This is a genomic window from Aliivibrio fischeri, from assembly GCA_038993745.2.
GTDB classification, from domain to species: Bacteria; Pseudomonadota; Gammaproteobacteria; order Enterobacterales; family Vibrionaceae; genus Aliivibrio; species Aliivibrio fischeri_B.
The window spans coordinates 1,330,141-1,357,048 of record CP160629.1 but is presented as its reverse complement, the minus strand read 5'-3'; the positions used below and the strand labels follow the sequence as shown (position 1 = coordinate 1,357,048).

The following is a 26,908-nucleotide window of genomic DNA, read 5'->3' as shown; positions in this document are numbered from 1 at the left end:
TATTAAGTGCAGATCCACCTTCAGAGTAAGTGGTTAACTCATCCACCACTTCTTTTGAGTAAGCAAACGGGCTAGTGCTAATAAATTATTTGGTTTGCTCAGATCTAACATTTTTTCTAGGTAATGCTTAATCTCAGGAACATTAAAGCCTGATTGAACAAGCTCTACGGTTATTGGTGAAAATAGTTCAGATAAATAACGTTGACCAACCTCTGTTTGGTTATCAATCCCGAAATACATAGGGTCGATACCCATCTGTTCAATGGCATCTGTTACCTCTTTATGCTGATAAACTAACTTACTGTTTAATGTTTCTACTTCTGATAATTTATCGTATTGTTCAAATAGGTATTCATTCAGTTCATTCCATCGAATTTCATCAAAATTTCGATATTGCCTTTTCCACTGAGAAGTATGTTCCTTTTTAATTTCAAAATTAAACTGCTCTTTTATGGCTTGTTTTTTCGCTTCTAACGCCTTATACCATGAGGTATTTTCTACCCCTTCGCCGACATGATATTCATAAGATGCTGAAGATTGTTGGACATTTTGCTCTTGGTATAAATACTCATTTATCTCTATTTCTAGTTTTAACCGTTCAATTGGATCTGATTTAATATGTTCAGGAAGTTGATCATCACTAAATGTTACCCTTGCTAAAGATCGTGTTAATTCAGCCATTTGAGCTTTGTATTCATCCTCCTCTGTTCCTTGTAGTTCAACAATACGCACGTATGTTTCTGACAACTTCAAAAACAAATCCGTTATATCAGCCAACTGATCATCCAGTGCGATATACAAAGCGCTGTTCTTTTCTAGTAAATCACATTGATAATCGGTTTCTAATACGGGTTTCTTATGAGTAGCGAGATGAAACTCATCATCAGAAGGATCATCGTCTTTTAATGGTGAACATGTTTTTTCAAACAAGACATCGGAGGGTTTGGGAGTTCCAATATCAGCAACGGCATGGACAAAATCACGCATGCCACCACCGTGTTCTATCTCTAGTGTGTTTGAATAGGTTTTTAAGTCGACAGTTCGCATCCATTCGTTTCGACACTGAGTATTTGATCGCATGTGCTCACATAAACGCCATGTCCAACGTTGGTGAGAAAATGATATCGTTAATGTGTCATTCTTAGAGTAAGACAAACAGCTTTTAGCCTCTCCTGCTTTCCCTCTCTCTTCTGGTGCTTTATCGGCTTCATTTGAGTCCCAATCAATCTTAATGAATTGAGTGCCTTTTACCTGATATTCATGAAAAGTTTTATCTTTATTGCTATAAACGTAAAGCCAACCGTCTCTTAATTGTCTTAATGTATATTTTGAATGAGCAACATCAAAAAAACCGTTCCCTTTATGAGTTTCAAGTAATGGGTGTTTCTGCTCTTTCTCTTCATCATCCATATCATCAATCGCATAACGGACTGGAACAATGTCAATAACGCCAAACTTTACAGGGCAAGACCCCGCTGGTTTTTTTGCATCTTTTTTATTGCCACACTTGGCTGCATTGTTTTCTTCGCTCATTCTTGTAAATCCTTTTGCATAGATTGACGATATTGATAGGCTAAATCAGCCGCTTGTTTAATTCTTTGTGATGGGGTTTGCTGTGATGTTTGATAAATCAATTCTGTGATTTTTGGATATTTATCGGTTGTGATCGCTTCTTTTCCTAAATAGCCCATCACATTCATAAATAGACAGACGTCAGATTCATTTTGAAACCCTCTGCTATAAGCGGCCTCAAACCAATACTGAATCCATTTTTGTTTATCTGTCACGTCCACTAAACAATGTGGGAAGAAGTGCTCTACATGATTAAGCACATGGGCATAGGCATTTTCAGTTACTAACTCTCCTAACGCTTGCCATTGTTCGTCCGTTAAACGATAAGGTTTGACACTTTTCATCTCAGAGCAAGGCGATAAGTAATGCGCCCATCCCTTTTTATATGGAAGCCAAACTTCATCAATGTGTTGCCAATACCAATCAGTTCCTGTCGAGAATAAAACATTGGCACACCCTGAATGCGCAGATTTCAATATGATGGATAAACCGTAAGGCGACTGAACCTTAATCACGCCTCTTAAATGCTCTGCAAGGCTTTCTAGATCTAACGCCGAACTGAATAAGAAACCGTCTAGCTGACCACGTTGACTTTCAAACCATTGCGCAATAACAGGCGCTGCTTTTACCAAATAAGGAGAGACAGATATCATGTCATTCCAAGGCTCATACAAATAAAGAGGCTCTTGCTCAATCACCGTATCTAATTGATATAATTCTTTTAATACGTCTGCTCTCTGACATGTGTCTAGCATCAAATAAAAGGAGGTGAAGTCATCAATATTCAGAGAATCAAAACACTGCATTTCCATTATTCTTATTCCTGCTCTTGTTCACATTCTTCACAAACAGGATCCGATGTCTTTAGTGCTTCTATCTGATGAGCAGCGTTAATTTTACTTCTTGTGTATTCAGAGGCCGTTGCGATTTCAGCCGCGCTGCCTGCCGTTTCACTCTGCTTCATAATAGGTTGTGTAGCTGTAATACCAGCATATCCACTACCGCTTCCAGGACTGCCGCCCTTATTTAAGTCAATGGCCGCTCCAAGTAAATGAATACCACCAGAATCTAACTTCATTGTGCTACTGCCTGTAGTGATGGTCAGTTCACTGCCGGCATCAAGGACCGCTTTATTGCCCACCTTAATATGTAACTCTGTGCCTATTTGTTCAAGCCGACTGCCTTGGATCTTTTGTTGAACAGAGCCTGATACTTGCTGGTGTGCGTCACCTTTAATTGAGCTTAAATTATCTGATTGCGCGGTCAGATGATTATCTTTGGTGATTTGATGAAATTGATCATGATGCACAACAGAGTGATCATCATTAAATATCTCACTAGTACGGTTGTTTTGAATTTGACTATCCATGTCTTTCGCCGCATGAATATAGATCTGCTCTGATACTTTTTTATCCTCAAAGCGCAGCTCATTAAAATTATCCGCACCAATAGAGCTTGATGTTTTAAATGTGCTTCGTGTTTTATGCTCTGGCAATGGATACGGCGGTTTATTATCCCCGTTATACAGTGAACCGGTGATGATGGGTTTATCGGGATCACCCTGAATGAAACTAACGATCACCTCGTGTCCTATTCTTGGCAATACAAACTGACCGTATTGATTACCAACCCAGCCTTGTGAGGTACGAAGCCAACAACTTGTTTTCTCATCCTCTTGGCCATTTCTATCCCAATGAAATTGCACTTTTACTCGCCCATATTCATCACAATAGATCTCTTCATTCTCAGGACCCGTTACTATTGCAGTATCAATATTATGAATGCGCGGTTTCTCTATTTTTGCTAAACGATAAGGAACTGACCAAGGAATACAATGAAAGCGAGATTCAAAATGAGAGGTTCCTTCTGCCAGTTCTTCTAGCACTTGCGGTTGTCTCCCTTCATAATTCACTGAAGTAATTAACCAATTAGTATTCCACTCTTCTATCGGATGGTTTGATATAGGCTGAAAATAGCCTGGTGTTAATTGTGGACTGTCGCTCTCTCCACGTAATACGATTTGATTGGTGCGTTTTCTTTCAAGATAAAGGTTGGCTTGATTTAATGCTTGATAATCGTAACACTCTAACGCCTCTTCACTCGCAGTATCTTCTACTTTCTCTGTACTCTTTTCAGCGTTAATCATTTGCTTTGGTTGCTGAAAAACATAATCTTTTATTGCATATTTACCGGTTTGAATGTTCTGTTCTTTAGCCAAAGAATAAATAACATCACTTTCCTGAACCATGCCATTTTCAGGTATAAATTCAAGTTCAGGGAGATTAGTGTGTGTTTCTTTACCATCTGAAATAATTAATTTAGATTGCGACTCTGTATGTTCAAAGTAGGAAATTAATCCTTCTTCTGACATTAAACGTTGCACAAATTGCGCATCGGTTTCACCATATTGCACACAATAATCTCGATTCTCATGAGTATGATGAAGTTCTATATCATAATGATGATTTAAAATACCAGCTTGAGAATAAACCTCTGAAATGATCTCATGCACTGGCTTTTGCTGAAAAATCTGATAATTATGACGAAGTGATAACAGAGAAAATACTGGAACTAATGACAGTCGATACGTGCTGAATCTAAATGATGTACTCATTTGTTCCATAGACTGAATAACACCATGAACAAACCGAGTATTAGAATCGCTATTTACATTATCCCCACAGATACTTAATCGAGCAGGCAGTTGTAGCCACTGTTCTAAAATAAGATCTGGGTCTTCGCAAATGAAGGTGATTTCAAACTGATAGCTTTCACCTATTTTTTCTTCACCAGTAAATTCATAGACTTGAAGCGGTATATCTACCGTGGTTACATCCAACTCAAACTTTGATTGATTAGCATCCTGCATGGTCAACTCAGCCCTTAATTAATAGATTAATCAGTTACTTAGTAAAATTCACACTGAATGATATCAAGTTAATATTTAGTTCCTAATTTGGTGAAAAAATATGCGATCAACGGCACTTTCACGCTTGAAAATCAATCAAACTAAAATTCATGCCAAAATTATTGGTCACTTATTCTGTTTGCTACTTTTTCGAGTGAGATCTGATACCAATCACAATAAATACATGTTCTGCAATTTTATAATCAAAAATGCTAACGAAGTTTTCAAGCATTTTAACAAGTTAGAGTGCCCCGTAACTTACTACAATTAATATGGTATTCCAGATACAAAAAAAAGCCCAAAATATTGAGCTTTAGTCTTAAATTCTATTGATGTTATGTAGCTGGAATTAAGCAGTTCTTTTCTTGTGCCCTTCATCTAGGTGAACAAAGTCGACAAGATCATCACCACTTACTTGAAACGCTTGACCAAATCCTTTTACAAACAATCCTTGAATGGGTTTTAAACGGAACATTTTAAAGTCTTCCAACGAACTCAAGCCGTCGATAATATCGCCAAAGCGTTGTTTCATTTCATCAACCGCCAGCTGCCAATTGGCTTCTTCTCTATCAATTAAAATCGCCGTCGCATCAAACGTTAATCTTTTTCGAGCGAATAATTGTTTCGATGAATCTTCATCTTCGACAAGCATTAACGATACATCAGGGTTTTGTAACAGGTTTCTTGCATGGCGTGCAATCTCTGAGATCAAGACATAGTAACCATCTTCTAATAAAACAAAAGGGGCGTAACTTACGTTTGGCTTTCCTTCGCAATCTACTGTTGCTAATTGAAGGGTTTTACGTGAGTCACGAAACTCTTGAATTTCAAGGCCAAGACGATTTTGTAATCTTTCCTGCTTAACATTTGAGTTCATTTTTCTTTCCTTTTAAATTTGGTGCTGAGTTGTATGCTGAGCTGACTATTTTTTTATTTATATTCTTGTTTTAAGACATTAAACGCTTCAACTTGTTCAGGAATAAGTTGGCGCTTTTTATCTCGACCTAAATAGATCTTAAATACGGAATGCCCGTCATGATTAAAGAAGCCAAAGTAATGGCTTTCAGTTCCTCTGAACGGTTTGCTAATTAATGCGATATCTTGAATTAAATCTAATTTTAAGTGACCGTGTAACTGCCCTTCTCGCCCCATCAGGTTATAATAACCATGCGCTATTTTCCCGTTTGGAAATGGAGCTTTAACTTCAAAGATAGAACCAAATGAATGTACGATGGTTGTTACATCACCAAAACCTACTAGCCCTTCTAAAATATCTTGGTTTTCAGGCCAGAAACCATAGTCACCATCTCTTTAGGTAATGATTTAACCACTTCGACTTCACTAATAGACAGTTGCTTAGCTATATCACTTGGTAATAATGATGGATCATTTTCTAATAATTCGATAACGTGTTTATTCACTGGAATACTCTTATTATATTGATTAAATTTATGCGGCATGTTCATTAAAAACAGGCTGTTTGTTCGTCATTGATAAAGCGGATATCACACTTTGTGCTAAAGTCACTGCCCAAAATTCACCCGCTAGCGTTAAACTTAAATAATCGCATTAACCTTAACTAATCCATGGTTTTGCCACTGTTTAAATAGTGGCATTAAGTATTGATAGACATCCTCTGACGTCTGCTGCAATAATGATTTTCTTGATAGAACACCACGATCAAACCCTGCTTTAATCATTGAGAATAACCCTGCTGAAGAAGCGGATTGTGTCATCATTGCAATCGGCATTTGTTGAGCTTTAATTGACTGAATATAGGCGTCTAACGTGCGATGTTGCATAATGCCTACACCGCCAAGATTACCACCAGCACCACACCCCACAGGCAATACCTCTGCAGTGGTTTTAGCTAAACTGTTGTAGATGCTTCTTTCCCGATTACTTCGCGCCCAGTGATTAACGCTCAAGCGATTAAGGTGATGTTTGTTCATGAACTCCACACCATATTTATACATATAGGCTTTTTCTTCGGTTGATGCGGGTGTGGCAATTTACCTTTATCAATCATGCCTTTCATAGGAGTTCCGCCCATTTCGATCAGCTGATAAAGATCAACACCATGTGCGTTTGTCTCTAAAAAATCGTTGAGATCTTGTTGCCAGATCTCGGAAGTTTGATAAGGAAGGCCATAAAGTAAATCAACCACAATGGGCGCTTGCTCTGAATCACTTAACTCTTGAATACGACGTAATACATACTCTTTATCATCAAGCCTCTTGGCTGAGCGTCTTACTTTTGTATTAAAACTCTGTACGCCAAATGAAAAACGATTAAAGCCACCTTCTAATGACTTATCAAACATCTCTTCATCAAAACGGTTAATTCGCCCTTCTAGCGTAATTTCACAATCAGGGGTTAATGGGAACTGAGAGCGAATGGCTTTGCCCAATTGTTCAATTTGATCTGCAGTAAGATCCGTAGGCGTTCCACCACCAATATATACCGCATGAAATGGCGCAGCTTGAGTCCAAGCGAGCTGTGCTTTCCATTTCAACTCAACTAATAAGGCATCAAAATATTCTTGTACTAGTTGCTTGCTTGATGCGTGCTGAAAGAAATTACAGTAAGTACATCGCACACGACAAAAAGGGATATGAACGTAAAGGCAACGATGTTTACTGATCTGTGTGGTTTCCGATGAAACGGAAGAAAAGCGCTCATTAAACAAATCCGCCGAGATTGGTGTTGCGCCTCCCCCAGCATGAGCGGATGCTTTTCTTTGAAAGGCATACAGCAATGGCTCTGGTGTACTTTCACCGACAAGTGAAATAGGTAGCTGATTTAAGTCAATTTCTGTTCTCATGATTTCAATTCTTTTTAACTCGTTACTTCAAAGAGTTTTGCTTCTTTTTACATCATAAAGTATTTTTAATGAGAATGCAATTGATAATTGATCTCATTATCGTTTTGTTTATAATGTTGTCATCTTAAAAAGTACTGAATTAAATGGAGACATTCGTGCTGAACTTTCGTTATCTAGCTGCAGCTGGTATTTCATTAGCTATTCATACCGCGCTTATTTGGTCTGTTCCTGAAAAAAAAGCCTTTGCTATGCCTACCGGTAGTACTTCATCACAAGTAAACATCCAGTTTGTCGCACCAAGTGTTCCTACTCCTCAATCAGTACAAACGAAAAAAAATGAGGTAACAAAACCGAAAGAACAACCAAAGCAACAAACCACAGTTGAAAAAACAGTTCAAAAACAAGTGGTGAAAAAGAAACCCGTACAATCTAAGCAAAAGCCTAAACCAAAAAAGAAAATGGTAAAAAAACCAACGATTTCAAAGCCAATTGAACCAGAAAAAAAGATTCTTAAAGAAAAGGCAGAAACTAAGCCAACAACTAAAACGGCTAAGAAAACAGACAAACCTGTAGAAAAAGAGTCAACAGCAAAACCTGTTGCTTCTAAATCAGGGGCAACAGAAAAACCACAATTAGTCCAAAAACCGAGTTTCTTAAAGCGTCCTAATGCACCACGTTACCCTCGCATCGCGCAACGTAAAGGCATTGAAGGTACTGCGCTATATGAAATTTGGCTAAATGAAAACGGAAAACAAATTAAACAAGAGTTAATCACCTCATCTGGCGCACAAGTTCTCGATGAAGCCGCTCTTAATGCGATTCGTGATTGGCAATTTTCACCTCAAGTTATCAATGGCCAAGCGATTGCACACCGAGTGCAGATCCCTGTCAGATTTTCACTAAATTAATCAGTTATACCGGATTTAACTATGCTTAACTTTTCACACTTATATTCGCAACTTGGCATTATGGCTTTACCGCTATTAGGCTGCTCATTACTCACTCTTGCCTTGTTATTAGAACGAACCATTCAGCTTTTGCTTTTTTCTGGCTGTTCTCATAAAAAAATACAGTCGACGCTAAATCAATTAGAAAAAGACGATACACAAGGTATTCACTCCTTTATTCAAGAATTGAAAAAACGTCGTGCTCTCTCAGCAAAAGGCAATGCCATGCTACTTGCTCATCGTGATTTTGAAAAAGGATTACGAGAAGATGTAGCTGGATTATGGCTTCAAGAGAAGCGCCATCAATTGCGTTCTGGATTACGTCTTTTAGCTCTTATTGGCATGATCAGCCCATTACTCGGCTTATTAGGTACGGTTCTTGGCTTAATAGATATGTTTAAAGATGTAGCAGCAACAACGGGTTCTATCACACCAAATATTCTGGCTGATGGTTTAGGGTTAGCAATGCGTACAACGGCAATTGGTTTGATCATTGCCTTACCTGCTATCGCAAGCTCACAACTTCTAGGCTTATGGGCTGATCGTATCTTGTCACGTTTAGAGCATTCATTAAATTACACTAATTTGTGGATTGAAGGTGTATTTAGCTCAAATGATTCAATGAGTGAGAACATCCAACATAAAATCATCAAGGTGAATGCATGATTAAGTCACCTTCTTTCACTTCTGAAGAGTCCATTCAGCCTGATCTGACCCCTTTACTCGATATTATTTTCATCGTAATGGTTTTTTATTACTCACCGCTACCGTGAAACTTCAATCTTTAGAAGTGAGCTTACCGACAGCGGATACCGAATCGGTAAGTGACGTAGACAGTAAGTCTTTTACCATCAATATATTAGAACAACCGCCATATTGGGGTTTGGATGGTCATTCTTATTCTACTTGGCCTTCTTTTACTAACGCATTACTACAAAAAGTAAAAAGTAAGCCTGATTTTCAAGTGGTTATTGCCTCAGATAAAACCGCTGAAATTCAGCATATGGTGAAATTATTGGCCTTTTTACAAGATAACAATATTAAAGCAACTCAAATTTTAATGGACGAAAATAAATCATGATTAATTCTAAACTTACCTCCTCTTTCTTTGCTATAGCATTGCTTTCATTCTCATCCATTAGTACAGCACAAGAGCGTATTATTAGTGCTGGAAGTGCCGTTACGGAGTTAATTTATGCACTAGGTGCAGAAGACTCTCTTGTTGCCGTTGATGTAACGAGCAAAATTCCGCAGACACAGTCTTTACCTAAAATTGGTTATCACCGTCAATTATCGACAGAAGGGTTATTAGCCTTACAACCAACACAAATTATTGGTTCCGACGAAATGGGACCTCAAAGTACACTAGATTTGCTTTCTCAATCGAATGTAAAAGTGAATATCGTAAACACCACACCAACAGTTCAAGGTTTATTAAATCGTATTGACGAAATTGCCTCTATTACTCAGCATCAATCGCAAGCAGAAGCGATCAAGGATCAAGTAAATAAAAAGGTCGCATTACTAAACAGTAGTATTCCAAGTAAAGCGAAGCAAAAAAAAGTCATTTACCTTTTATTACATGAAGGCAGAGCCCCTTATGTGGCTGGCAGTGATACAACAATGGATGAATTGATCCATTTAGCAGGTGCAAATAACCCTGCACGCTCATCTATATCATCGTTTAAACCTATTTCAATGGAAGCCATGATCTCAATGCAACCTGACGTTGTTTTAGTCAGCAACCGTAGTATCAAGAAGTTAAAAGGCATTGATAAAATTATCGAATCGATTCCAACCTTAGCCTCCACACCTGCTGGTATTAATAAACAAATTATTGGTATTGATGGCTCAGCACTCGTCGGTGGCCTTGGCTTAGCAACACTTGATGAGGCTGCTCGTTTGAATACCCTTCTTTACCCTTAAGTGATTATTATGTTGTTAAAATACATCTCTTATTCAAAATTACTGTGGTTAAGTGGCTTTTCTCTGCTAATTATCGCAGTAAGCTCCATTGCGACAGGACCAATGAACATTACGCTAAGTGATAGTTTTAATAGCCTTATTCCTTGGTCAACCGCTGAAATTCCGGCACACATTAATTTGATCATTCATCAAGTTCGCCTACCAAGAACCATCCTTTGTATGCTTGTTGGTGCCATATTGGCTATTTCTGGTGTTGTCATGCAGGGGTTATTTCGAAATCCTCTTGCTGAACCTGGGATCATTGGTGTATCTTCTGGGGCCGCACTTGGTGCAGCAATGGCAATCGTATTATTTTCATCCGTTGCTCAGCAATTTCCTATTTTTATGAATTTTGCTGCTGTTCCTATTTTTGCTTTTCTTGGTGGCGCAATAACCACACTCATTGTCTATCGATTAGGTAGCAGTAAATTTGGTACCTCAATTACTGTTATGCTACTCGCTGGTGTTGCTATTAGCGCTTTATCTGGTGCTGGAATTGGCTATTTGAATTTCATTGCCGATGATCAAATGCTTCGAGATCTCTCGTTATGGTCTATGGGATCGCTAGCGGGTGCAAAATGGAATGACTTGCTACTTGCAGGTATTGGTCTTATCACCTTACTTGTTTTATTTATGAAAAATGCGTCAGGACTTAATGCCCTACTTCTTGGTGAAGCAGAAGCAAAACATTTAGGCATTAATGTTCAATCATTAAAGAAACGTATGATCATATTAAGTGCTGTAGGCGTTGGTATTACCGTTAGCTTATCTGGAATGATTGGGTTTATTGGATTAATCATCCCTCACCTTGGTCGTATGCTATCTGGACCAAACCATAAAACCTTATTACCACTTTCAGCATTACTTGGTGGTCTTTTATTAACTGCAGCAGATATGTTTGCTCGTGTTGCCGTTAGCCCTGCTGAACTGCCTGTTGGTATCGTGACGGCTATTATTGGTGCGCCTTTCTTTTTGTATTTACTCTTTACCCAGCGAGGTAAAATTTAATGAGCCTTTCTTCATTAGCTATCTCAGCCAACAACATTTCTTATCGCATTGGTTCTAAAATAATTTTAGATGACATTAACTTAGAACTTCGTTGTGGTGAAGTGACCACATTACTTGGGCCAAATGGTGCCGGAAAAAGCACATTACTAAAATTGCTATGTGATGAAATCACCTCTTTTAATGACATTCGTTATTTTGGAAAAGCAAAAGATCAATGGGATGGTAACGAACTAGCAAAACGACTTGGGTTCTCCCTCAACACAGTACCCTCTCTTTTGCTTTTAATGTAAATGAAGTGGTAGAACTTGGAGGGTTGCCATTATCGTTATCCAATCAAGCATTACGAGAAATCACATCGAACATGATGCAAAAGACGGGAATAAACCATTTAGCAGAAAGAGCCTACCCCTCTCTATCTGGTGGTGAAAAGCAACGAGTTCATTTAGCGCGAGTGCTAACCCAAGTAAGCCAACATCAGCAGAAGATCGTGATGTTAGATGAACCAACATCAGCGTTAGATCTTTCACATCAACACAATACATTAAAATTAGCAAGAGAGTTAGCGAGCGAAGGTGCTGCGGTTATTGTGGTACTGCATGATTTGAATTTGGCGGCACAATACTCTGATCGAGTCATTGTTCTTCAAGATGGAAAGCTGCAAGCAGACGGATCGCCATGGGAGGCGATAACATCAGAAATGATAGAGAATGTTTATGGACACAAAACCTTAGTGCAAGCTCACCCTACGTTGAATTTCCCTGTAGTGTTTGCGGCATAAAGCCCAAAGAGATTTCAAAAAAGAGCCAATATGTTTATGTTGGCTCTTTAAAATTAAATAAAAATACAGATCAACGCATTTTAAATATTTCTTTATGAAATGATGCCTCAGGAAGACCCTTTTCCATCAAACTTTGCTTTAAACTCATTCCAAACCCTTCAGCCCGCAAAAACTAACAGAAAATGACTCATTATCAATTTTCTTTAGAATATCCTCAGAGGTTAATCTATAGCCCTTATCTGACTCAATAAGGTGTAATTCAATAAAATCCATCTTACGTAAAACAGCTTTTATTTCACTACTAAAAAAGGCTTCCTTCTCATTATTTACACAATAAAAAAGGTGAATTTTTTCAATCCTTTTTGTGGTTTTATCGGTGCTCTTTTGTAACCAATACAGTCGAGATAATAATGGTACGATACCAATTCCGGCCCCTACCCATACTTGGTTCATATCAGATGGGATTTGGAAGTAACCATAACCGCCTTCCACTGTTGCTTTTTTTCCTACTGCAATTTGATTAACTAATTGATGCGTATAATCCCCAAGATCTTTAATCCCAAACTCAACCACCCTTGTCTTTTCGTTATAATTTAGAATAGAAAATGGATGTGGCGCTTCACCGTCATGAAAATTGATATAAGCAAACTGTCCCTCTTTATATCGCAATTTACTCTCAAGTTTAATTTGAAGACGAGCCACCACAGTAAATTCAGAATCATCTTTAAATTTATCAACTTGAACTACTTGACCACCTATTTTATTTTTCTTACCAATAGAGCCCGTTAGTGAAAGTATTGCACACCAAACTGAGATAGCAGAGATAAGTATAATAGCTATATTCATTGGGATTAATGAAAGATCCCATTTGATCAAAAACAGCGTATGAAACACACCAGCTAACATTAATGCTCCACCAATTTTGTGGATCCCTTTAAATTTTTTATAACTGATTCTTTCAACCAAACTAATGATAGTAAAAAGTATAAAAACCTTAAACGATATATCACCCACTTTCTCCGCAACAGAAATCCAATCAACACCTGTGATAACTCTCTCTTTTCCTGCATGTGTTGGGCGTACAAGCCAACCTAGTTGCACAGCCCAATGCGCAGCTTTAATCACTAACCAGTGCAAGAGCAGAGCAATAAAAGCTGAAATCCCTAATTTTTTATGTAAACCATAAGCCTTATCTAGCCCTTTTACTAATCGTTCCGTCCATTTAAAACGAGCGGAAAGAACAATAGCTGCGCCCATATAAGCAAAACCAAGCCAACCAGTTAAGACGATTAATTGTTTACGTAAATCCATCACACTATCAAATTCAGTAAGTAATGAAACAAAAGATGGCAGCCATAGCAAAAGCAACAGAATAGTAAATTTACGCATTTTCAATACTCATTAAATGAATCAATTGAGTAAATAATAGGCTTTTGTTTTTAAATCAAAAGTAACTTTACGTTAGTTGTATAAGCTTTACAGAAACTGACAGATAGAAAGGGAATTAGGAGGTTAATGCTTAATATATGAATAAATTGCAGGCATAAAAAAAGGAGAGCTAGTGCTCTCCTTTCTTAGTCTTAAAGCCTTGAAACTGTTCTAATTAAAGAGCAGCTTTCGCTTTTTCAACTAGAGCAGCGAATGCTACTTTGTCGAATACAGCGATGTCAGCTAGGATCTTACGATCGATTTCAATAGATGCTTTCTTAAGACCGTTGATGAAACGGCTGTAAGACATCTCGTTTTGACGAGCTGCAGCATTGATACGAGCGATCCAAAGTTGACGGAAAACACGCTTTTTGTTACGACGGTCACGGTAAGCATATTGACCTGCTTTAGTTACCGCCTGGAAAGCTACACGATAAACACGTGAACGTGCACCGTAGTAACCTTTAGCTTGTTTCAGAACTTTCTTATGACGTGCACGAGCTTGTACACCACGTTTTACGCGAGGCATTATGTCTCTCCTAAACTAAAATTATAAATAAATACTAAAAATTATGCGTATGGAAGCATACGAGCAACTGCTGCTACTTCACATTTTGGAAGTAGAGAGTTAGGACGAAGCTGACGCTTGTTCTTAGTAGTACGTTTAGTCAGGATGTGACGTTTTGTAGCGTGCTTAAATTTGATACCACCAGCAGTTTTCTTGAAACGCTTAGAAGCACCTTTGTTTGATTTCATCTTAGGCATGATGAATATAACTCCGCATTGTTGCGTGATTAAACATACAGTAATTAGGCGAATAAAACAGGGTAACTGCGAACAGCTACCCTGCTGTATTACTTGAATGCACTAAATTACTTCTTCTTAGGGGCCAACACCATAATCATCTGGCGACCTTCAATTCTCGTTGGGAAAGATTCGACTACTGCAAATTCTTCAGTATCCGCTTTCAAACGATTAAGAACGTCAACACCGATGTTTTGGTGAGCCATTTCGCGGCCACGGAAGCGAATTGTTACCTTCACTTTGTTGCCGTCTTCTAGGAAACCAGTCAGGTTGCGTAGTTTTACCTGATAGTCTCCTACATCAGTTCCAGGTCGGAATTTAATTTCCTTGATCTGAACCTGTTTTTGCTTTTTCTTCTGTTCTTTAGCAGCCTTCGCCTTTTCGAAGAGGAATTTGCCATAGTCCATCACACGACAAACTGGTGGCTCGGCATTTGGGCTGATTTCAACTAAGTCAACACCAGCTTCAAGTGCTGCATCCAGAGCTTCGTTTAGAGAAACGATGCCTACTGACTCACCATCTAGGCCTGTTAGGCGCACTTCTTTAACGCCACGAATTTCACCGTTTAGACGATGAGCATTTTGTTTAGCCGGCTGTTGGGCTCTTTTTCCGCCTTTAATACCTTATTCCTCCACAGTATTGAGCGTTCGGGCACTAACTTCTTGCTGCAGGAATGCAACAAAATCATCAATTTTGAATTTACCCAAATCTTTACCTTTACGAGTACGTACTGCAATTTCTCCAGCTTCCATCTCCTGGTCGCCACAAACAAGCATATACGGTACACGCTTCAAAGTATGTTCACGGATTTTAAAGCCAATCTTCTCATTTCTCAAGTCCGCTTTCACTCTAAATCCATTTTTTTGCAGTTTTTTTGCAATTTCTTGTACGTAATCAGCTTGTTTGTCCGTAATTCCCATAACAATCGCTTGTTCAGGAGCTAACCACGTTGGGAAAAAGCCTGCATAGTCTTCGATTAAGATACCAATGAAACGCTCTAGTGAACCTAAAATCGCGCGGTGAATCATCACTGGTGTGTGACGTTCGTTATCTTCACCAACGTAAGTTGCACCTAAACGCTCTGGTAATGCAAAATCAAGCTGTACTGTACCACATTGCCACGCACGGTCCAGACAATCATGCAAAGTAAATTCAATTTTCGGTCCGTAGAACGCACCCTCACCCTCTTGAATCTCGTATGGAATCTCCATTGACTCTAGAGCAAGTTTTAAATCTGACTCAGCACGGTCCCACATTTCATCAGAACCAACGCGTTGTTCTGGACGTGTAGACAGCTTAACTACGATATTCTCAAAACCAAATGTTTGATATGTATCGTAAACCATTTCAATACAAGATTTAACTTCTTGTTGAACTTGTGCTTCTGTACAAAATACGTGTGCATCATCTTGAGTGAAGCCACGAACACGCATAATGCCGTGTAAAGCACCAGATGGTTCATTACGGTGACATGAGCCAAACTCAGCCATACGCAATGGTAAATCACGGTATGATTTCAGACCTTGGTTAAAGATTTGAACGTGACCTGGACAGTTCATTGGTTTAATTGCGTATTCACGGTTCTCAGAACTTGTTGTGAACATCGCTTCAGCGTATTTGTCCCAGTGACCAGAACGTTCCCAAAGTACGCGGTCCATCATTAATGGGCCTTTTACTTCTTGGTAATCGTACTGAGTTAGTTTTTCACGAACAAATACTTCTAGTTCACGGAAGATAGTCCAACCGTTGTGGTGCCAGAACACCATACCTGGAGCTTCTTGCTGCATATGGAACAGATCAAGTTGCTTACCAATTTTACGGTGATCACGCTTTGCAGCTTCTTCTAGGCGGATAAGGTGTGCTTTCAGCAATTTCTTATCTTGGAATGCAGTGCCGTAGACACGTTGCAGCATTTTGTTGTCACTGTTACCACGCCAGTATGCACCAGCAACGTTCAGAATCTTAAAGTTCTGACAGAAGCTCATGTTAGGAACGTGAGGACCACGACACATATCAATGTATTCTTCGTGGTGATATAAACCTGGACGATCGTCTTTAGATACGTTTTCGTCAAGGATTTCAATCTTGTAAGTTTCACCGCGTGCTTCAAAAGTATCACGCGCTTCTTGCCAGCTTACGTTCTTCTTAATTACTTGGTACTTGGTCTTAGCAAGATCCTTCATACGCTTTTCAATCTTATCAAGATCTTCTTGCGTTAAAGAGTGCTCCATATCGATATCGTAGTAGAAACCGTTATCGATTGTTGGACCAATCGCCATCTTAGCTTCAGGGAAAAGCTGCTTAACTGCGTGACCTAAAAGGTGCGCACAAGAGTGACGAATGATTTCTAAACCGTCTTCATCTTTTGCTGTGATGATTTCAAGTTGAGCGTCATTTTCAATTAAATCGCACGCATCAACACGAACACCATCAACACGACCAGCGATACAAGCTTTCGCAAGACCTGGACCGATGTCAGCAGCGACATCCATAGTTGAAACAGCGTTATCGAATTGACGTTGAGAACCGTCTGGAAGAGTAATTACAGGCATGTTTTATCCTTTACAGTGGTGTTGCACACGAAGCAACACATGCTAAAAATTAATAAACGAAAAATACGTTGTATATAGAATAGTTGAGAGAATCAATCAACCACACAAAGGTCGGGAATACTCACAAGAGCGCTATTGTACGTTTCTTAACTCATTAATGCAAAAAAAGAATCAAGATCACAAAAATGATATTTCCCAGTTATTTGATTCTCGCTTCATTTCCATACAAAATAATGCAATAACTCAACAGACCTATGATATTTATGTGTGAAATATTTGCTCATCAGCCAACTGAAAACTACCAATTCATCACTCGCTCTATTCGAATTGATGGTCATGCTACCAGTGTAAAACTAGAAGCCAGCTTTTGGGAAACACTTGAAGAAATCGCTGAGTACCAAGGTTTAAGCGTCCCTCGTTTTATTTCTACAATATACAAAGAGGCATTAGAACATAACGGAGAGGTCACTAATTTTGCTTCGTTACTTCGCTGTGCTTGTTTAATTTATTCACGTAAGCCACAAGAAACACTCTCAACTCTTTAATGACACATTCATTTTAATAGATTTGTTATTTGTCGTACTCACGTACTACCACCCTACTTTCAACTCTCATTATGATGTTCTCGTTCACAAGGAGAACCCATGACAAAACTAATACATAGCATGGTGAGAGTGCATGACTTACCTGCCTCCATCAAATTCTACCGTGATGCACTAGAGCTAGAGATCGTTAATCAATATCGTTTTGATGATTTTTCACTGACCTACCTTGCTAATTCTGAAACAGGATTCGAAATCGAATTGACTCATAATCACGACCAACACGAACCCTATATTCACGGTAATGGCTATGGACACATTGCGGTGAGTGTTGATTGTATTCATACAACACATAAGCGCCTAAATACATACGGTATTAACACTTCGGATATTAAATCATTTGACCATGAAGGCGTGCTATTAGCGACGTTCTTTTTCGTTACTGATCCTGACGGCTACAAGATTGAATTTATTCAACGAGCTGGGCGTTACTTATAATAAATAAATCGGAAATACAACATGATTCACTTGACTGCACAATTCTGCGCTAAGATGGGAAAAGAAGAGGCATTATATCAACTGCTAACAGCAATATTAGCTCCTACTCGTAACGAAAAAGGCTGTATTCGCTATTGTTTATTTCAAGACCAATCAGATAGTCGTAAGTTTTTATTTCAAGAACAATTTAGTGATAAAAATGCGTTCGATTCGCATTGCAAAGAGACGCACTTTACTGATTTGATTGCTAACCTTAATGGTCTTTTAGAAGAAGAACCAAAAATAACGTTTTATAATGCTATAGAAGCATAAAACAAATAAAGCTCTCTAAATGTAGAGAGCTTTATTAATGCATTTAATCTTTTTATTTACACCGTACTTCGTCAATCTTTATACGCGTAAAATTCGCTGAACAGCATTATTTATTTCAGCACTTGAGACATTTAGACCTAAAGAGAATGAAATATATTGATCACCACGATTAAAACCAAGAGAACGGTCAACTTCCGCTAAGCAATGGAGAACACTGCCATCCAAAATAAATGACAATTCAATTTCTTTCTTATTAATAAAGCCGCTACTTCTAAATTCAATTTCTTGGTAACAACCAGAATGAGACTTGAAGTGACCTCCATTTAAAAAGCCCTTCTCAACATCTGCTTTTACCATGTTAAAGCCAGCTTGCTCAACTTGTTGGATAATCGCTCCAGCGACAGGTAATGGTTTTACTATTAGTAAATCTCGATCTGTTGGATCTAATGCAAAATCAATATCCAATACCGTCTCAACCCATACGTCACAGTGGTTATTACGAACATTTAATGCCGTAATTGGTGTTTCGTCAGGTAACTTAATAGTAAATGGTAATTTCTTTTGTTCACCAGCTTGGATAACAAATGGATTAACCGCTTGTGTATGAAATAGAGTGAATGTTTGATAACTCACACCATTATCATTTTCAATTTTAATCTCTGTGTTCAGCTTGATATGAATAGCATCAATTTTCTGCTCTATATCGCCACCTTGAATATGAACGGCACCGATAAGCTTATCCCCTTGGAAAAGCTCTGGATTTTCTAAAATGGTATCCACTTTTGCGGCACCAATGCCAAGAGACGCTTTTAATTTTTTAAACATCCGTAAATTCCTTTTAGCTATTAAGAGCTAATAATCTTAATTTTAGAGATTAAGTTCCTAATATTTGCATAGGTAATTGCAACAAAGCATCACCGCTACTTGCGAAATACCAAATAATGCCAATTAATGAACTCACTAACCCTACATACCAAACCGATGAAATAATTTGTCCGTATCGATCCAGTGGCAATAAATGACTGTGATGACGAGCTCGCCATTCAAATACAATTTCTAAACTACCCATGATAAGTAAAAAACCAAACAGCGCTAGGCCTAAATAGTAACTTAATATGACACCACTAACAGCTGCTAGTGCACATAAAAAAATACCAAGCTTACTGTTCATTGAAAAGCTAATACTTTTTAAAACGTGCCCACCATCTAATGGGAGTATTGGTAATAAATTAAATAAATTTAAGAATGCATTAAATACAGCAAGACCAGCAAAGAACATCTCCCCTGTTATCCAATATACCACCATAAGAATAAGCGAAAGGATTAAGCCAAAAAATGGCCCCATAATCGAGATAACAACATCTTGCCATCTCGTATTTATCTTCTCATCACTCAGAGCTAAACCGCCTAAAAATGGTATAAGGTAAATACCTTTGGTTTTCATTCCAAAATATTTCATCGCTTTTATATGTCCATACTCATGAAACATTAAACAAGCGATCAAAGATAAAGCGAATTCAATAGAGAATAACCACGAGTATGCAGCAAGACTTGCAGAGGCTAAAACAACCTTAATTAATTTGGCACTTTTTAATGCCTTCATTCCTAATGAAACTAACCCTATTAAACTGAATTTACGCTCAGCTTTAATAGGAGTATGTGGAACCTGTTTTTCAATGTCTTTTTCGTTACGGCTGCCTTCTGCTACTAACTCACCATCAATCATTGCTCGGTATTCAATAAGGAATGGTTGCCAAGTCACTTTGGCCTCTAACTGACAAGTGATGATTTTTTCACCTTGAGTTAACTGAAACTCATGATGAAAGTGATCATTATGATCCGCCGATGCAGCGTGTTGAGCAACAAGAGTATTACTCCAAAATAATTGCTGCCAACCTGCCATTGAACCTTCTAAACGAAGTGGCTGACCTAAAAAGTCGATAGATAATAATTCCATTATTGACCTCTATTTCCTTTAAACTAAATGATAAGAGATAACGTAAAGTTGACCTTTATTTGGGTAAATTTCTTCGATAATATTTTTTAGTTCTTCTAATGTCATATTCTCTTGCTCAGCATGGTACTGATTAAGATCATCAAAATTAATTGGTTCAACATTGTCGATAGCTAATCGGCAAAAACGACGATTATCTTCATAAGTACTAACTTCAACTTCTGTTCCAATCACGTAATCTTTTTCTGATTCATCACGAATCGTGATCACTTTCTTACCCGATAAAATATCTGATTCAAAACGCTCAAAAAACGTCATTTCTGTTGGTGCTGTTTTCATTGTCTTTTCCTAATACAATTCGAGCTGCGACAATGCAGCTCGAAAATTAACAATTAATAAAATAGAGCTCATTACCCAAAGCAGTAATTTGCCCAGTGTGCTAATCCTGCTGTAACAGAGCCAAAATAATTACCACCAACAATCTCAATGTTTGGTAATTGCTGTTGTAATGCTGAACGTAGAATTGGAGAACGAGCAGAACCGCCAGTTACATAAATGATATCTGGTGTCGTGCCTGCTTGAACGATCGCTTCTTTAATCAGCTTATTAATGTTCTCTTGTGGCTTCGCAATTGCTTCTGCTAGACATTGTTGAGAAATATTCAAAGTTAAACCTTCATCAAGGTAACTTAAATCTACCGCTTGCTCAGCGTGAGCAGAACCGCCAGTTACATAAATGATATCTGGTGTCGTGCCTGCTTGAACGATCGCTTCTTTAATCAGCTTATTAATGTTCTCTTGTGGCTTCGCAATTGCTTCTGCTAGACATTGTTGAGAAATATTCAAAGTTAAACCTTCATCAAGGTAACTTAAATCTACCGCTTGCTCAGCGTATTCTGATAATGCTATTTTCGTTTGCTCTGCATCACGTAGCAGTTTGTAACTTAATTTTTCATCATAAAGTTTAATTAAACGTGCAACTTTTTCTGGCTCTTGAGTATCATTAAGCATCTGCATTAAATGTTTACGATTACCAAAACCAAAGAAGTCCAGTTGAGCAACAATGTTATTGATGGCAATTGGATTCCAAAACTGCGTCATTGGTAATTCTAAGCCTTTATGAGTTCGACTCTGTGAACCAAGTAAAGGCATAAACTGACGATGTGCGAGGTAAATGTCTAAATCGTTACCACCGATACGAGAACCACTGTGAGATAAGATCCCTTTCGTTCTGTCATGATGTTCACGCCAAGACGGCCCCATTTGAATCATTGAACAGTCCGTCGTACCACCGCCGATATCAACAATCAGAACCGTTTTGTCTTCTGTTAATGTTTGTTCAAAGTCTAAACCTGCCGCAACTGGCTCAAATTGAAACTCAATATTTTTAAAACCCACACGCATTGCTGCACATGACAAAATTGAGATCGCTTGTGCATTAGCTTCGTCACTAGCTGCGCCTTGGAAGTTAATTGGACGACCAATTACTGTCGACGTAATATCTTGCTGTAGTTCTTGCTCTGCATTGTTTTTGATGTTTTTCATCATTGCAGTAACAAGATCTTCGAATAAACTCACTTGTACATCACGTAAACCAGATACCCCTAAGAATGATTTTGGTGATTTTACGTAATACACTTCTTCAGGATCTTCGATGTACATATTTAATGCTGCTTGACCAAATGTCATCGACTCAGCATCAACATCGATATCTTCTTCACGATTGTATGAAATTGCAGTGTGAAGCAAACGTTCATTTATATCTGTACTTGGCTGAACGCCCCAAATACGAAATAAATATTCAGAAACCGCTTCACGAGTAGGTGCACATAACGCAGAAGGAATAAAGGTGTTATCCCCTTCTAGTTTTAGTAATTTTGTTTGGTTATTTTGAATGGTCGCAACTGAACAGTTAGCGGTTCCGTAGTCAAATCCAATAAACATTGTGGTACACCTAGCATTATTAAAAGGGAGCTGATTTTACTCGCTTGTACACCATTTGCCAATTAAAATGAGAAAGATGCTGCAATTCCAACGTGATCATCATTGATCACTGGCGCAATCATTACGCTATTTGAATCAAGGTACTTATCGGTAACCAAATATTGAATGGTTGTCGCTAATACCGCACCGGCAATAACATCACGCCAATAATGGTGTTCATTCTCTACACGTGAGTATCCAACTAAACTCGCCCCTATATACGCAGGAACCCCATATTCCCAACCATAACGGAACTGTAAGTATGAAGCACCTTGGAACGCTGACGATGAATGCCCGGATGGAAAACTTAAGTTGTCCTCCCCATTCGGTCGCTCCTCTTTTACCGTATATTTTAACGCTTGTGTTGCCGCTAAAGTATAAGTAGCTCCTTTAGCAAACATCCAAAAGCCATCGTAATCTTCTTTATATAAAGCTATCGAGCCTGCAATAACAGGAATCCCAACCGCACCGATGTCTGCAGCGAGATCTCCAGATTGCTTTTCTTCTGCCTGAGCACTGTAACTTGATGCTATTAATGAAAAAACTAGCCCTACCGTTATTAACGATTTCATTTTTTAACCTTAATGTTCAACCTTAGATACAATAAATACACTGGTTGATGTGAGTACTTCGTTTGTGATTATATCGAGATAACCGTGAAGTAAATGTCAATTTATCTACATTTTGAAACGTTTAACTGATTGTTTTTACTTTTATTCGCACTGGATAGACCATTAGATGAGAAGAGATTGGTTATACTAGCCAAGTTATTTCATTAGCTAGGTTTTTACCAAATTTATTATGCAGTTAAATCAATATTTTTCAGAAACAGATAACTCATTTGAATTCACACGCCAACAAGCAAGCGATTTTGCGAAAAAAGTGGCTGGTGATTTTAACCCAATTCATGATGTGGATTCTAAGCGTTTCTGTGTTCCTGGTGATTTATTATTTGCAGTTTTATTATCTAAAACTGGTATTAGTAATAAAATGCATTTCGATTTTGCAGGTATGGTATCTAACGGTACAGCATTACATATTAACCACACAGAACAAGGTGAATATTCGCTTTCAGACGATAATGAAAAAGTGTACCTTCACGTAAAGCGTAGTGGTGAAAAAAATCTTAACCCTAAGTTTATTGAGCATGTCGTAAAACAATATGTTCAATTTTCAGGAATGAACTTCCCTCATATCATGGTTCCATTAATGGAAGAAAAACAATTAATGATTAATTGTCAGCGCCCATTAGTAATTTATGAAAGCATGGATATCGAATTTACTCGACTTGACCTTACTACACCAAGTGTTGAATTTACCGGCGCAACCATGGATATCGAAGGAAAGCGTGGCGTTGTTAAGTTAAACTTTAAATTTACTGAAAACGGTGAAGAAGTTGGCCATGGTACTAAACGAATGATTGCGACAGGTTTAAAGACTTACGATCAAACTGCTATCGATGATTTAGTTGAACGATTTGTTGCACTAAAAACCGCTTACAACAATTAAAATTTATAAACTAAATAATGACTTATAAAAGAGTGCTTCTGCACTCTTTTTTATTTTAAAAAAGATAATCTAGATCACAATCTGCATTATTGTTTTACGAGCCATATCATATCATACTTCTTTATAGGTATCTCATTAATGAAATTTATGTATCTCATTATTAACACCGTAAAGTTGGCTAGAATGAAAACAATAATAAAAGATGAAAGACAAATTAAATTACAACAAGCTGCTTTAAACGTAATTCCTGATAAAACTCATTTACGTTTAATTAATGCTCATTATTCATGTGGCGAATGCTATGCTGCGTGGTTTGGCCCACCTGTTTGTATTTCTTGTGGTAAAAAAACGTTTGTTATTGCATCAAACTTATATTCAGAACAAGGCATTTTCGACGTTTTTTAATGATAAAAAAAGCCCGCTTATTTCTAAGCGGGCTTTTTATTTGAAAACATCAGAATAAATTATTCTTCTGTGCTCTCAGCGTCAGTATCAGCTTGAGGAGTATCAGTTGCTTCAGTTGTTACTGCAGCCTCTGTTACTTCACCCTCTTCACCTTCAATGATTTCAGCTTCTTCAACTTCATCAATGCGTTGCAGTGCAACTACATTTTCATTTTCAGAAGTACGGATCAATGTTACACCTTGAGTATTACGACCCACTTGGCTAACTTCTGATACACGAGTACGTACTAGCGTACCTGCGTCAGTGATCATCATGAATTCATCGCCATCTTCAGCTTGAACTGCACCAACAACACTGCCGTTACGTTCAGAAACTTTGATAGATACAACACCTTGCGTTGCACGGCTCTTCGCAGGATACTCAGAAAGAACAGTACGTTTACCGTAACCATTTTGAGTCACTGTTAAGATATCGCCTTCATTAGAAGGAACGATTAACGAAACAACCTGATCTTCACCAGACAGTTTCATACCACGAACACCAGAAGCTGTACGGCCCATACCACGAACTTGTTCTTCGTTGAAACGAACCACTTTACCAGCTTTAGAGAACAGCATGATTTCACTTGAACCATCAGTGATATCAACACCGATTAGTGAATCATCTTCACGTAGATTTACTGCGATTAAGCCGTTTGCACGAACTTTTGCAAATTGATCTAGTGATGTTTTCTTAACAGTACCATCACCTGTTGCCATGAAGATAAACTTATCTTCAGAGTATTCAGATACTGGTAGAATCGCTGTAATACGCTCACCTTCTTCTAGAGGAAGAATGTTTACGATTGGCTTACCACGAGCAGTACGACTTGCTTGAGGTAATTGGAATACTTTCAAGCTATACGCTTTACCACGTGTAGAGAAACAAAGGATATTATCATGAGTATTCGCAACAAGTAGACGTTCGATGAAATCTTCATCTTTCATCTTAGTTGCACTCTTACCTTTACCACCACGACGTTGTGCTTCGTAATCGCTCAGAATTTGGTACTTAACATAACCTTCACGAGAAAGTGTTACTACAACATCTTCTTGTGTGATTAGGTCTTCCATGTCGATGTCATGGATTGCAGCACCGATTTCAGTGCGACGCTCATCACCGTACATGTCGCGAACCATCACTAATTCGTCACGGATCACTTCCATTAGACGTTCAGTGCTTGCAAGAATATGCATTAGCTCTGCGATTTCATCTAATAGTGCTTTGTATTCATCTAAAATCTTCTCGTGCTCTAAACCAGTTAAACGGTGTAGACGAAGTTCTAGAATTGCTTGAGCTTGTTGTTCTGTTAAGAAGTATTTACCTTCACGAATACCAAACTCTGGCTCTAACCAATCAGGACGAGCAGCATCAGTACCAGCACGCTCTAGCATTGAAGCAACGTTACCTAAATCCCAACCACGTGAGATTAGACCTTCTTTTGCTTCTGCTGGTGTTGGTGCATTCTTGATCAATTCGATGATTTCATCGATGTTCGCTAATGCTAGTGCTAAACCTTCAAGGATATGAGCACGATCACGCGCTTTGCGTAATTCAAAAATAGTACGGCGAGTTACCACTTCACGACGGTGATCGACGAAACACTTCAACATTTCTTTCAGGTTGAATAGTTTTGGTTGACCATTATCTAGTGCAACCATATTGATACCGAATGTAGTTTGAAGTTGAGTCAGAGAGTAAAGATTATTAAGAACAACCTCACCTACTGCATCACGCTTACATTCAATAACAATACGCATACCATCTTTATCAGATTCGTCACGTAATGCTGAAATGCCTTCTACTTTCTTATCTTTAACTAGCTCAGCGATCTTTTCGATCAAGCGAGCTTTGTTAACTTGATAAGGGATCTCTGTAACAATAATGGTTTCTTTACCATTCTTGTCAGCTTCGATATTTGCTTTAGAACGCATGTAAACTTTACCACGACCTGTCTTATAAGCATCAACGATGCCTTTACGACCACTGATCAATGCAGCTGTCGGGAAGTCAGGACCTGGAATGTAGTTCATTAGCTCATCGATCGTGATTTCTTCATTTTCGATGAAAGCCAAACAACCATTTACCACTTCTGTTAAGTTGTGTGGTGGGATGTTTGTTGCCATACCAACGGCGATACCTGATGAACCATTTACAAGTAGGTTCGGAATCTTTGTTGGTAATACTGCAGGGATCTGTTCTGTACCATCATAGTTAGGAACATAATCTACAGTTTCTTTGTCTAGATCAGCCAATAATTCGTGAGCGATTTTCGCCATACGAACTTCGGTATAACGCATCGCCGCCGCTGAATCGCCATCAATAGAACCGAAGTTACCTTGGCCATCAACAAGCATATAGCGTAGTGAGAACGGCTGCGCCATACGTACGATGGTGTCATAAACAGCACTATCACCGTGAGGGTGATATTTACCGATTACGTCGCCAACAACACGGGCAGATTTTTTATATGGTTTATTCCAATCATTACCTAGTACATCCATTGCGAATAAAACGCGGCGGTGTACTGGTTTTAGGCCATCACGCACATCGGGAAGAGCACGACCAACGATTACTGACATCGCATAGTCTAGGTAAGAACCTCGAAGCTCATCTTCAATATTTACGGGCGTGATCTCTTTAGCAAGATCGCTCATAGAGCCAATATCCCTCAATTAGTTCTGTCGTATCAATATCAATTGCCTTAGCAAATAATACTACTTCTATGCACCAAGATAATTAATACTGATAAACGTGCAAGATTGCAAAATATAGCACAGTTAAGTGGGATTTCGCACCGTTTTAATTTGCAAAATGGCTCTTAAGCTTAAGAATCCTGCGAAATCAGGAGCAAGTCACATACCTGAGCATCATATTCTTG

General features: G+C 38.4%; 24 protein-coding genes and 4 pseudogenes. 11 read left to right on the top strand and 17 right to left on the bottom strand.

Annotated features, from left to right (window positions below):
* Window positions 1–33 precede the first annotated feature (33 nt).
* From AAFX60_006545 to hutW, 6 genes and pseudogenes are all read right to left on the bottom strand, one after another.
* Complete coding sequence (locus AAFX60_006545; protein XDF78770.1) at window positions 34–1,533, bottom strand: toxin VasX; 1,500 nt, start codon at window positions 1,531–1,533, stop codon at window positions 34–36.
* Entirely contained in the window at window positions 1,530–2,384 is an 855-nt protein-coding gene (locus tag AAFX60_006540) for a DUF4123 domain-containing protein (protein ID XDF78769.1), read from the bottom strand. Before AAFX60_006540 ends, AAFX60_006545 begins: the two co-directional genes overlap by 4 nt.
* Before the next feature lie 5 nt (window positions 2,385–2,389).
* A complete protein-coding gene (gene tssI / locus AAFX60_006535) occupies window positions 2,390–4,441 on the bottom strand; it encodes a type VI secretion system tip protein TssI/VgrG (GenBank protein ID XDF78768.1) in 2,052 nt (683 codons plus the stop codon).
* A gap of 388 nt (window positions 4,442–4,829) precedes the next feature.
* Complete coding sequence (gene hutZ / locus AAFX60_006530) at window positions 4,830–5,357, bottom strand: heme utilization protein HutZ (GenBank protein XDF78767.1); 528 nt, start codon at window positions 5,355–5,357, stop codon at window positions 4,830–4,832.
* 53 nt (window positions 5,358–5,410) lie between these two features.
* Window positions 5,411–5,940: pseudogene (hutX, locus tag AAFX60_006525) on the bottom strand (heme utilization cystosolic carrier protein HutX).
* Window positions 5,930–7,304 (bottom strand): annotated as a pseudogene (gene hutW / locus AAFX60_006520) (heme anaerobic degradation radical SAM methyltransferase ChuW/HutW). The pseudogenes hutX and hutW overlap by 11 nt, the downstream one beginning before the upstream one ends.
* Before the next feature lie 155 nt (window positions 7,305–7,459).
* On the opposite strand from hutW, the gene AAFX60_006515 reads away from it, so the two are divergent.
* The 6 genes and pseudogenes from AAFX60_006515 to AAFX60_006490 all read left to right on the top strand — a co-directional run bounded on the left by AAFX60_006515 (window position 7,460) and on the right by AAFX60_006490 (window position 12,002).
* The gene (locus tag AAFX60_006515; GenBank protein XDF78766.1) at window positions 7,460–8,212 is read left to right on the top strand and encodes an energy transducer TonB; all 753 of its coding nucleotides are present in this window, start codon (window positions 7,460–7,462) and stop codon (window positions 8,210–8,212) included.
* Between the two features lie 21 nt (window positions 8,213–8,233).
* Entirely contained in the window at window positions 8,234–8,917 is a 684-nt protein-coding gene (locus AAFX60_006510; protein XDF78765.1) for a MotA/TolQ/ExbB proton channel family protein, read from the top strand.
* Window positions 8,914–9,332: pseudogene (locus AAFX60_006505) on the top strand (biopolymer transporter ExbD). The gene AAFX60_006510 and the pseudogene AAFX60_006505 overlap by 4 nt, the downstream one beginning before the upstream one ends.
* Complete coding sequence (locus AAFX60_006500; protein ID XDF78764.1) at window positions 9,329–10,177, top strand: ABC transporter substrate-binding protein; 849 nt, start codon at window positions 9,329–9,331, stop codon at window positions 10,175–10,177. Before AAFX60_006505 ends, AAFX60_006500 begins: the two are co-directional and overlap by 4 nt.
* A gap of 9 nt (window positions 10,178–10,186) precedes the next feature.
* Window positions 10,187–11,224 (top strand): iron ABC transporter permease, encoded by a 1,038-nt coding sequence (locus tag AAFX60_006495; protein ID XDF78763.1) that lies wholly within the window; start codon window positions 10,187–10,189, stop codon window positions 11,222–11,224.
* Window positions 11,224–12,002, top strand: a pseudogene (locus AAFX60_006490) (heme ABC transporter ATP-binding protein). The gene AAFX60_006495 and the pseudogene AAFX60_006490 overlap by 1 nt, the downstream one beginning before the upstream one ends.
* Window positions 12,003–12,146: 144 nt before the next feature.
* Here AAFX60_006490 and AAFX60_006485 read toward each other — a convergent pair.
* From AAFX60_006485 to thrS, 5 genes are all read right to left on the bottom strand, one after another.
* Entirely contained in the window at window positions 12,147–13,259 is a 1,113-nt protein-coding gene (locus AAFX60_006485) for a ferredoxin reductase family protein (protein XDF78762.1), read from the bottom strand.
* Between the two features lie 346 nt (window positions 13,260–13,605).
* Window positions 13,606–13,959 (bottom strand): 50S ribosomal protein L20, encoded by a 354-nt coding sequence (rplT, locus tag AAFX60_006480; GenBank protein XDF78761.1) that lies wholly within the window; start codon window positions 13,957–13,959, stop codon window positions 13,606–13,608.
* 41 nt (window positions 13,960–14,000) lie between these two features.
* Window positions 14,001–14,195: a 50S ribosomal protein L35 gene (gene rpmI, locus AAFX60_006475; protein XDF78760.1), complete on the bottom strand. Its 195-nt coding sequence runs from the start codon at window positions 14,193–14,195 to the stop codon at window positions 14,001–14,003.
* A 107-nt stretch (window positions 14,196–14,302) separates the two neighbouring features.
* The gene (gene infC / locus AAFX60_006470; protein XDF78899.1) at window positions 14,303–14,854 is read right to left on the bottom strand and encodes a translation initiation factor IF-3; all 552 of its coding nucleotides are present in this window, start codon (window positions 14,852–14,854) and stop codon (window positions 14,303–14,305) included.
* A 3-nt stretch (window positions 14,855–14,857) separates the two neighbouring features.
* Window positions 14,858–16,786 (bottom strand): threonine--tRNA ligase, encoded by a 1,929-nt coding sequence (gene thrS / locus AAFX60_006465; protein ID XDF78759.1) that lies wholly within the window; start codon window positions 16,784–16,786, stop codon window positions 14,858–14,860.
* Between the two features lie 263 nt (window positions 16,787–17,049).
* Between thrS and AAFX60_006460 the strand changes: the two genes are divergently transcribed.
* The 3 genes from AAFX60_006460 to AAFX60_006450 all read left to right on the top strand — a co-directional run bounded on the left by AAFX60_006460 (window position 17,050) and on the right by AAFX60_006450 (window position 18,138).
* Window positions 17,050–17,331, top strand: a complete 282-nt coding sequence (locus AAFX60_006460) for a ribbon-helix-helix domain-containing protein (GenBank protein ID XDF78758.1) — start codon at window positions 17,050–17,052, stop codon at window positions 17,329–17,331.
* 99 nt (window positions 17,332–17,430) lie between these two features.
* Entirely contained in the window at window positions 17,431–17,826 is a 396-nt protein-coding gene (locus tag AAFX60_006455; protein ID XDF78757.1) for a glyoxalase superfamily protein, read from the top strand.
* 21 nt (window positions 17,827–17,847) lie between these two features.
* A complete protein-coding gene (locus AAFX60_006450; GenBank protein ID XDF78756.1) occupies window positions 17,848–18,138 on the top strand; it encodes a putative quinol monooxygenase in 291 nt (96 codons plus the stop codon).
* A 78-nt stretch (window positions 18,139–18,216) separates the two neighbouring features.
* Here the strand turns inward: AAFX60_006450 and AAFX60_006445 are convergent, their stop codons facing one another.
* The 5 genes from AAFX60_006445 to AAFX60_006425 all read right to left on the bottom strand — a co-directional run bounded on the left by AAFX60_006445 (window position 18,217) and on the right by AAFX60_006425 (window position 22,646).
* On the bottom strand, window positions 18,217–18,963 hold the full coding sequence (locus AAFX60_006445) for a sporulation protein (GenBank protein XDF78755.1): 747 nt from the start codon (window positions 18,961–18,963) through the stop codon (window positions 18,217–18,219).
* A 49-nt stretch (window positions 18,964–19,012) separates the two neighbouring features.
* Complete coding sequence (locus AAFX60_006440; protein ID XDF78754.1) at window positions 19,013–20,095, bottom strand: site-2 protease family protein; 1,083 nt, start codon at window positions 20,093–20,095, stop codon at window positions 19,013–19,015.
* An 18-nt stretch (window positions 20,096–20,113) separates the two neighbouring features.
* Window positions 20,114–20,431 (bottom strand): N(4)-acetylcytidine aminohydrolase, encoded by a 318-nt coding sequence (yqfB, locus tag AAFX60_006435; GenBank protein XDF78753.1) that lies wholly within the window; start codon window positions 20,429–20,431, stop codon window positions 20,114–20,116.
* 71 nt (window positions 20,432–20,502) lie between these two features.
* Window positions 20,503–22,035, bottom strand: a complete 1,533-nt coding sequence (gene yegD, locus AAFX60_006430) for a molecular chaperone (protein ID XDF78752.1) — start codon at window positions 22,033–22,035, stop codon at window positions 20,503–20,505.
* Window positions 22,036–22,097: 62 nt separating this feature from the next.
* Entirely contained in the window at window positions 22,098–22,646 is a 549-nt protein-coding gene (locus AAFX60_006425) for a phosphatase PAP2 family protein (protein ID XDF78751.1), read from the bottom strand.
* Between the two features lie 229 nt (window positions 22,647–22,875).
* On the opposite strand from AAFX60_006425, the gene AAFX60_006420 reads away from it, so the two are divergent.
* Complete coding sequence (locus AAFX60_006420; GenBank protein ID XDF78750.1) at window positions 22,876–23,583, top strand: DUF3581 domain-containing protein; 708 nt, start codon at window positions 22,876–22,878, stop codon at window positions 23,581–23,583.
* A 183-nt stretch (window positions 23,584–23,766) separates the two neighbouring features.
* Window positions 23,767–23,988 (top strand): hypothetical protein, encoded by a 222-nt coding sequence (locus tag AAFX60_006415; protein XDF78749.1) that lies wholly within the window; start codon window positions 23,767–23,769, stop codon window positions 23,986–23,988.
* A gap of 59 nt (window positions 23,989–24,047) precedes the next feature.
* On the opposite strand, the gene gyrA is transcribed toward AAFX60_006415, so the two are convergent.
* Window positions 24,048–26,684 (bottom strand): DNA topoisomerase (ATP-hydrolyzing) subunit A, encoded by a 2,637-nt coding sequence (gene gyrA, locus AAFX60_006410; GenBank protein ID XDF78748.1) that lies wholly within the window; start codon window positions 26,682–26,684, stop codon window positions 24,048–24,050.
* Between the last annotated feature and the right edge of the window lie 224 nt (window positions 26,685–26,908).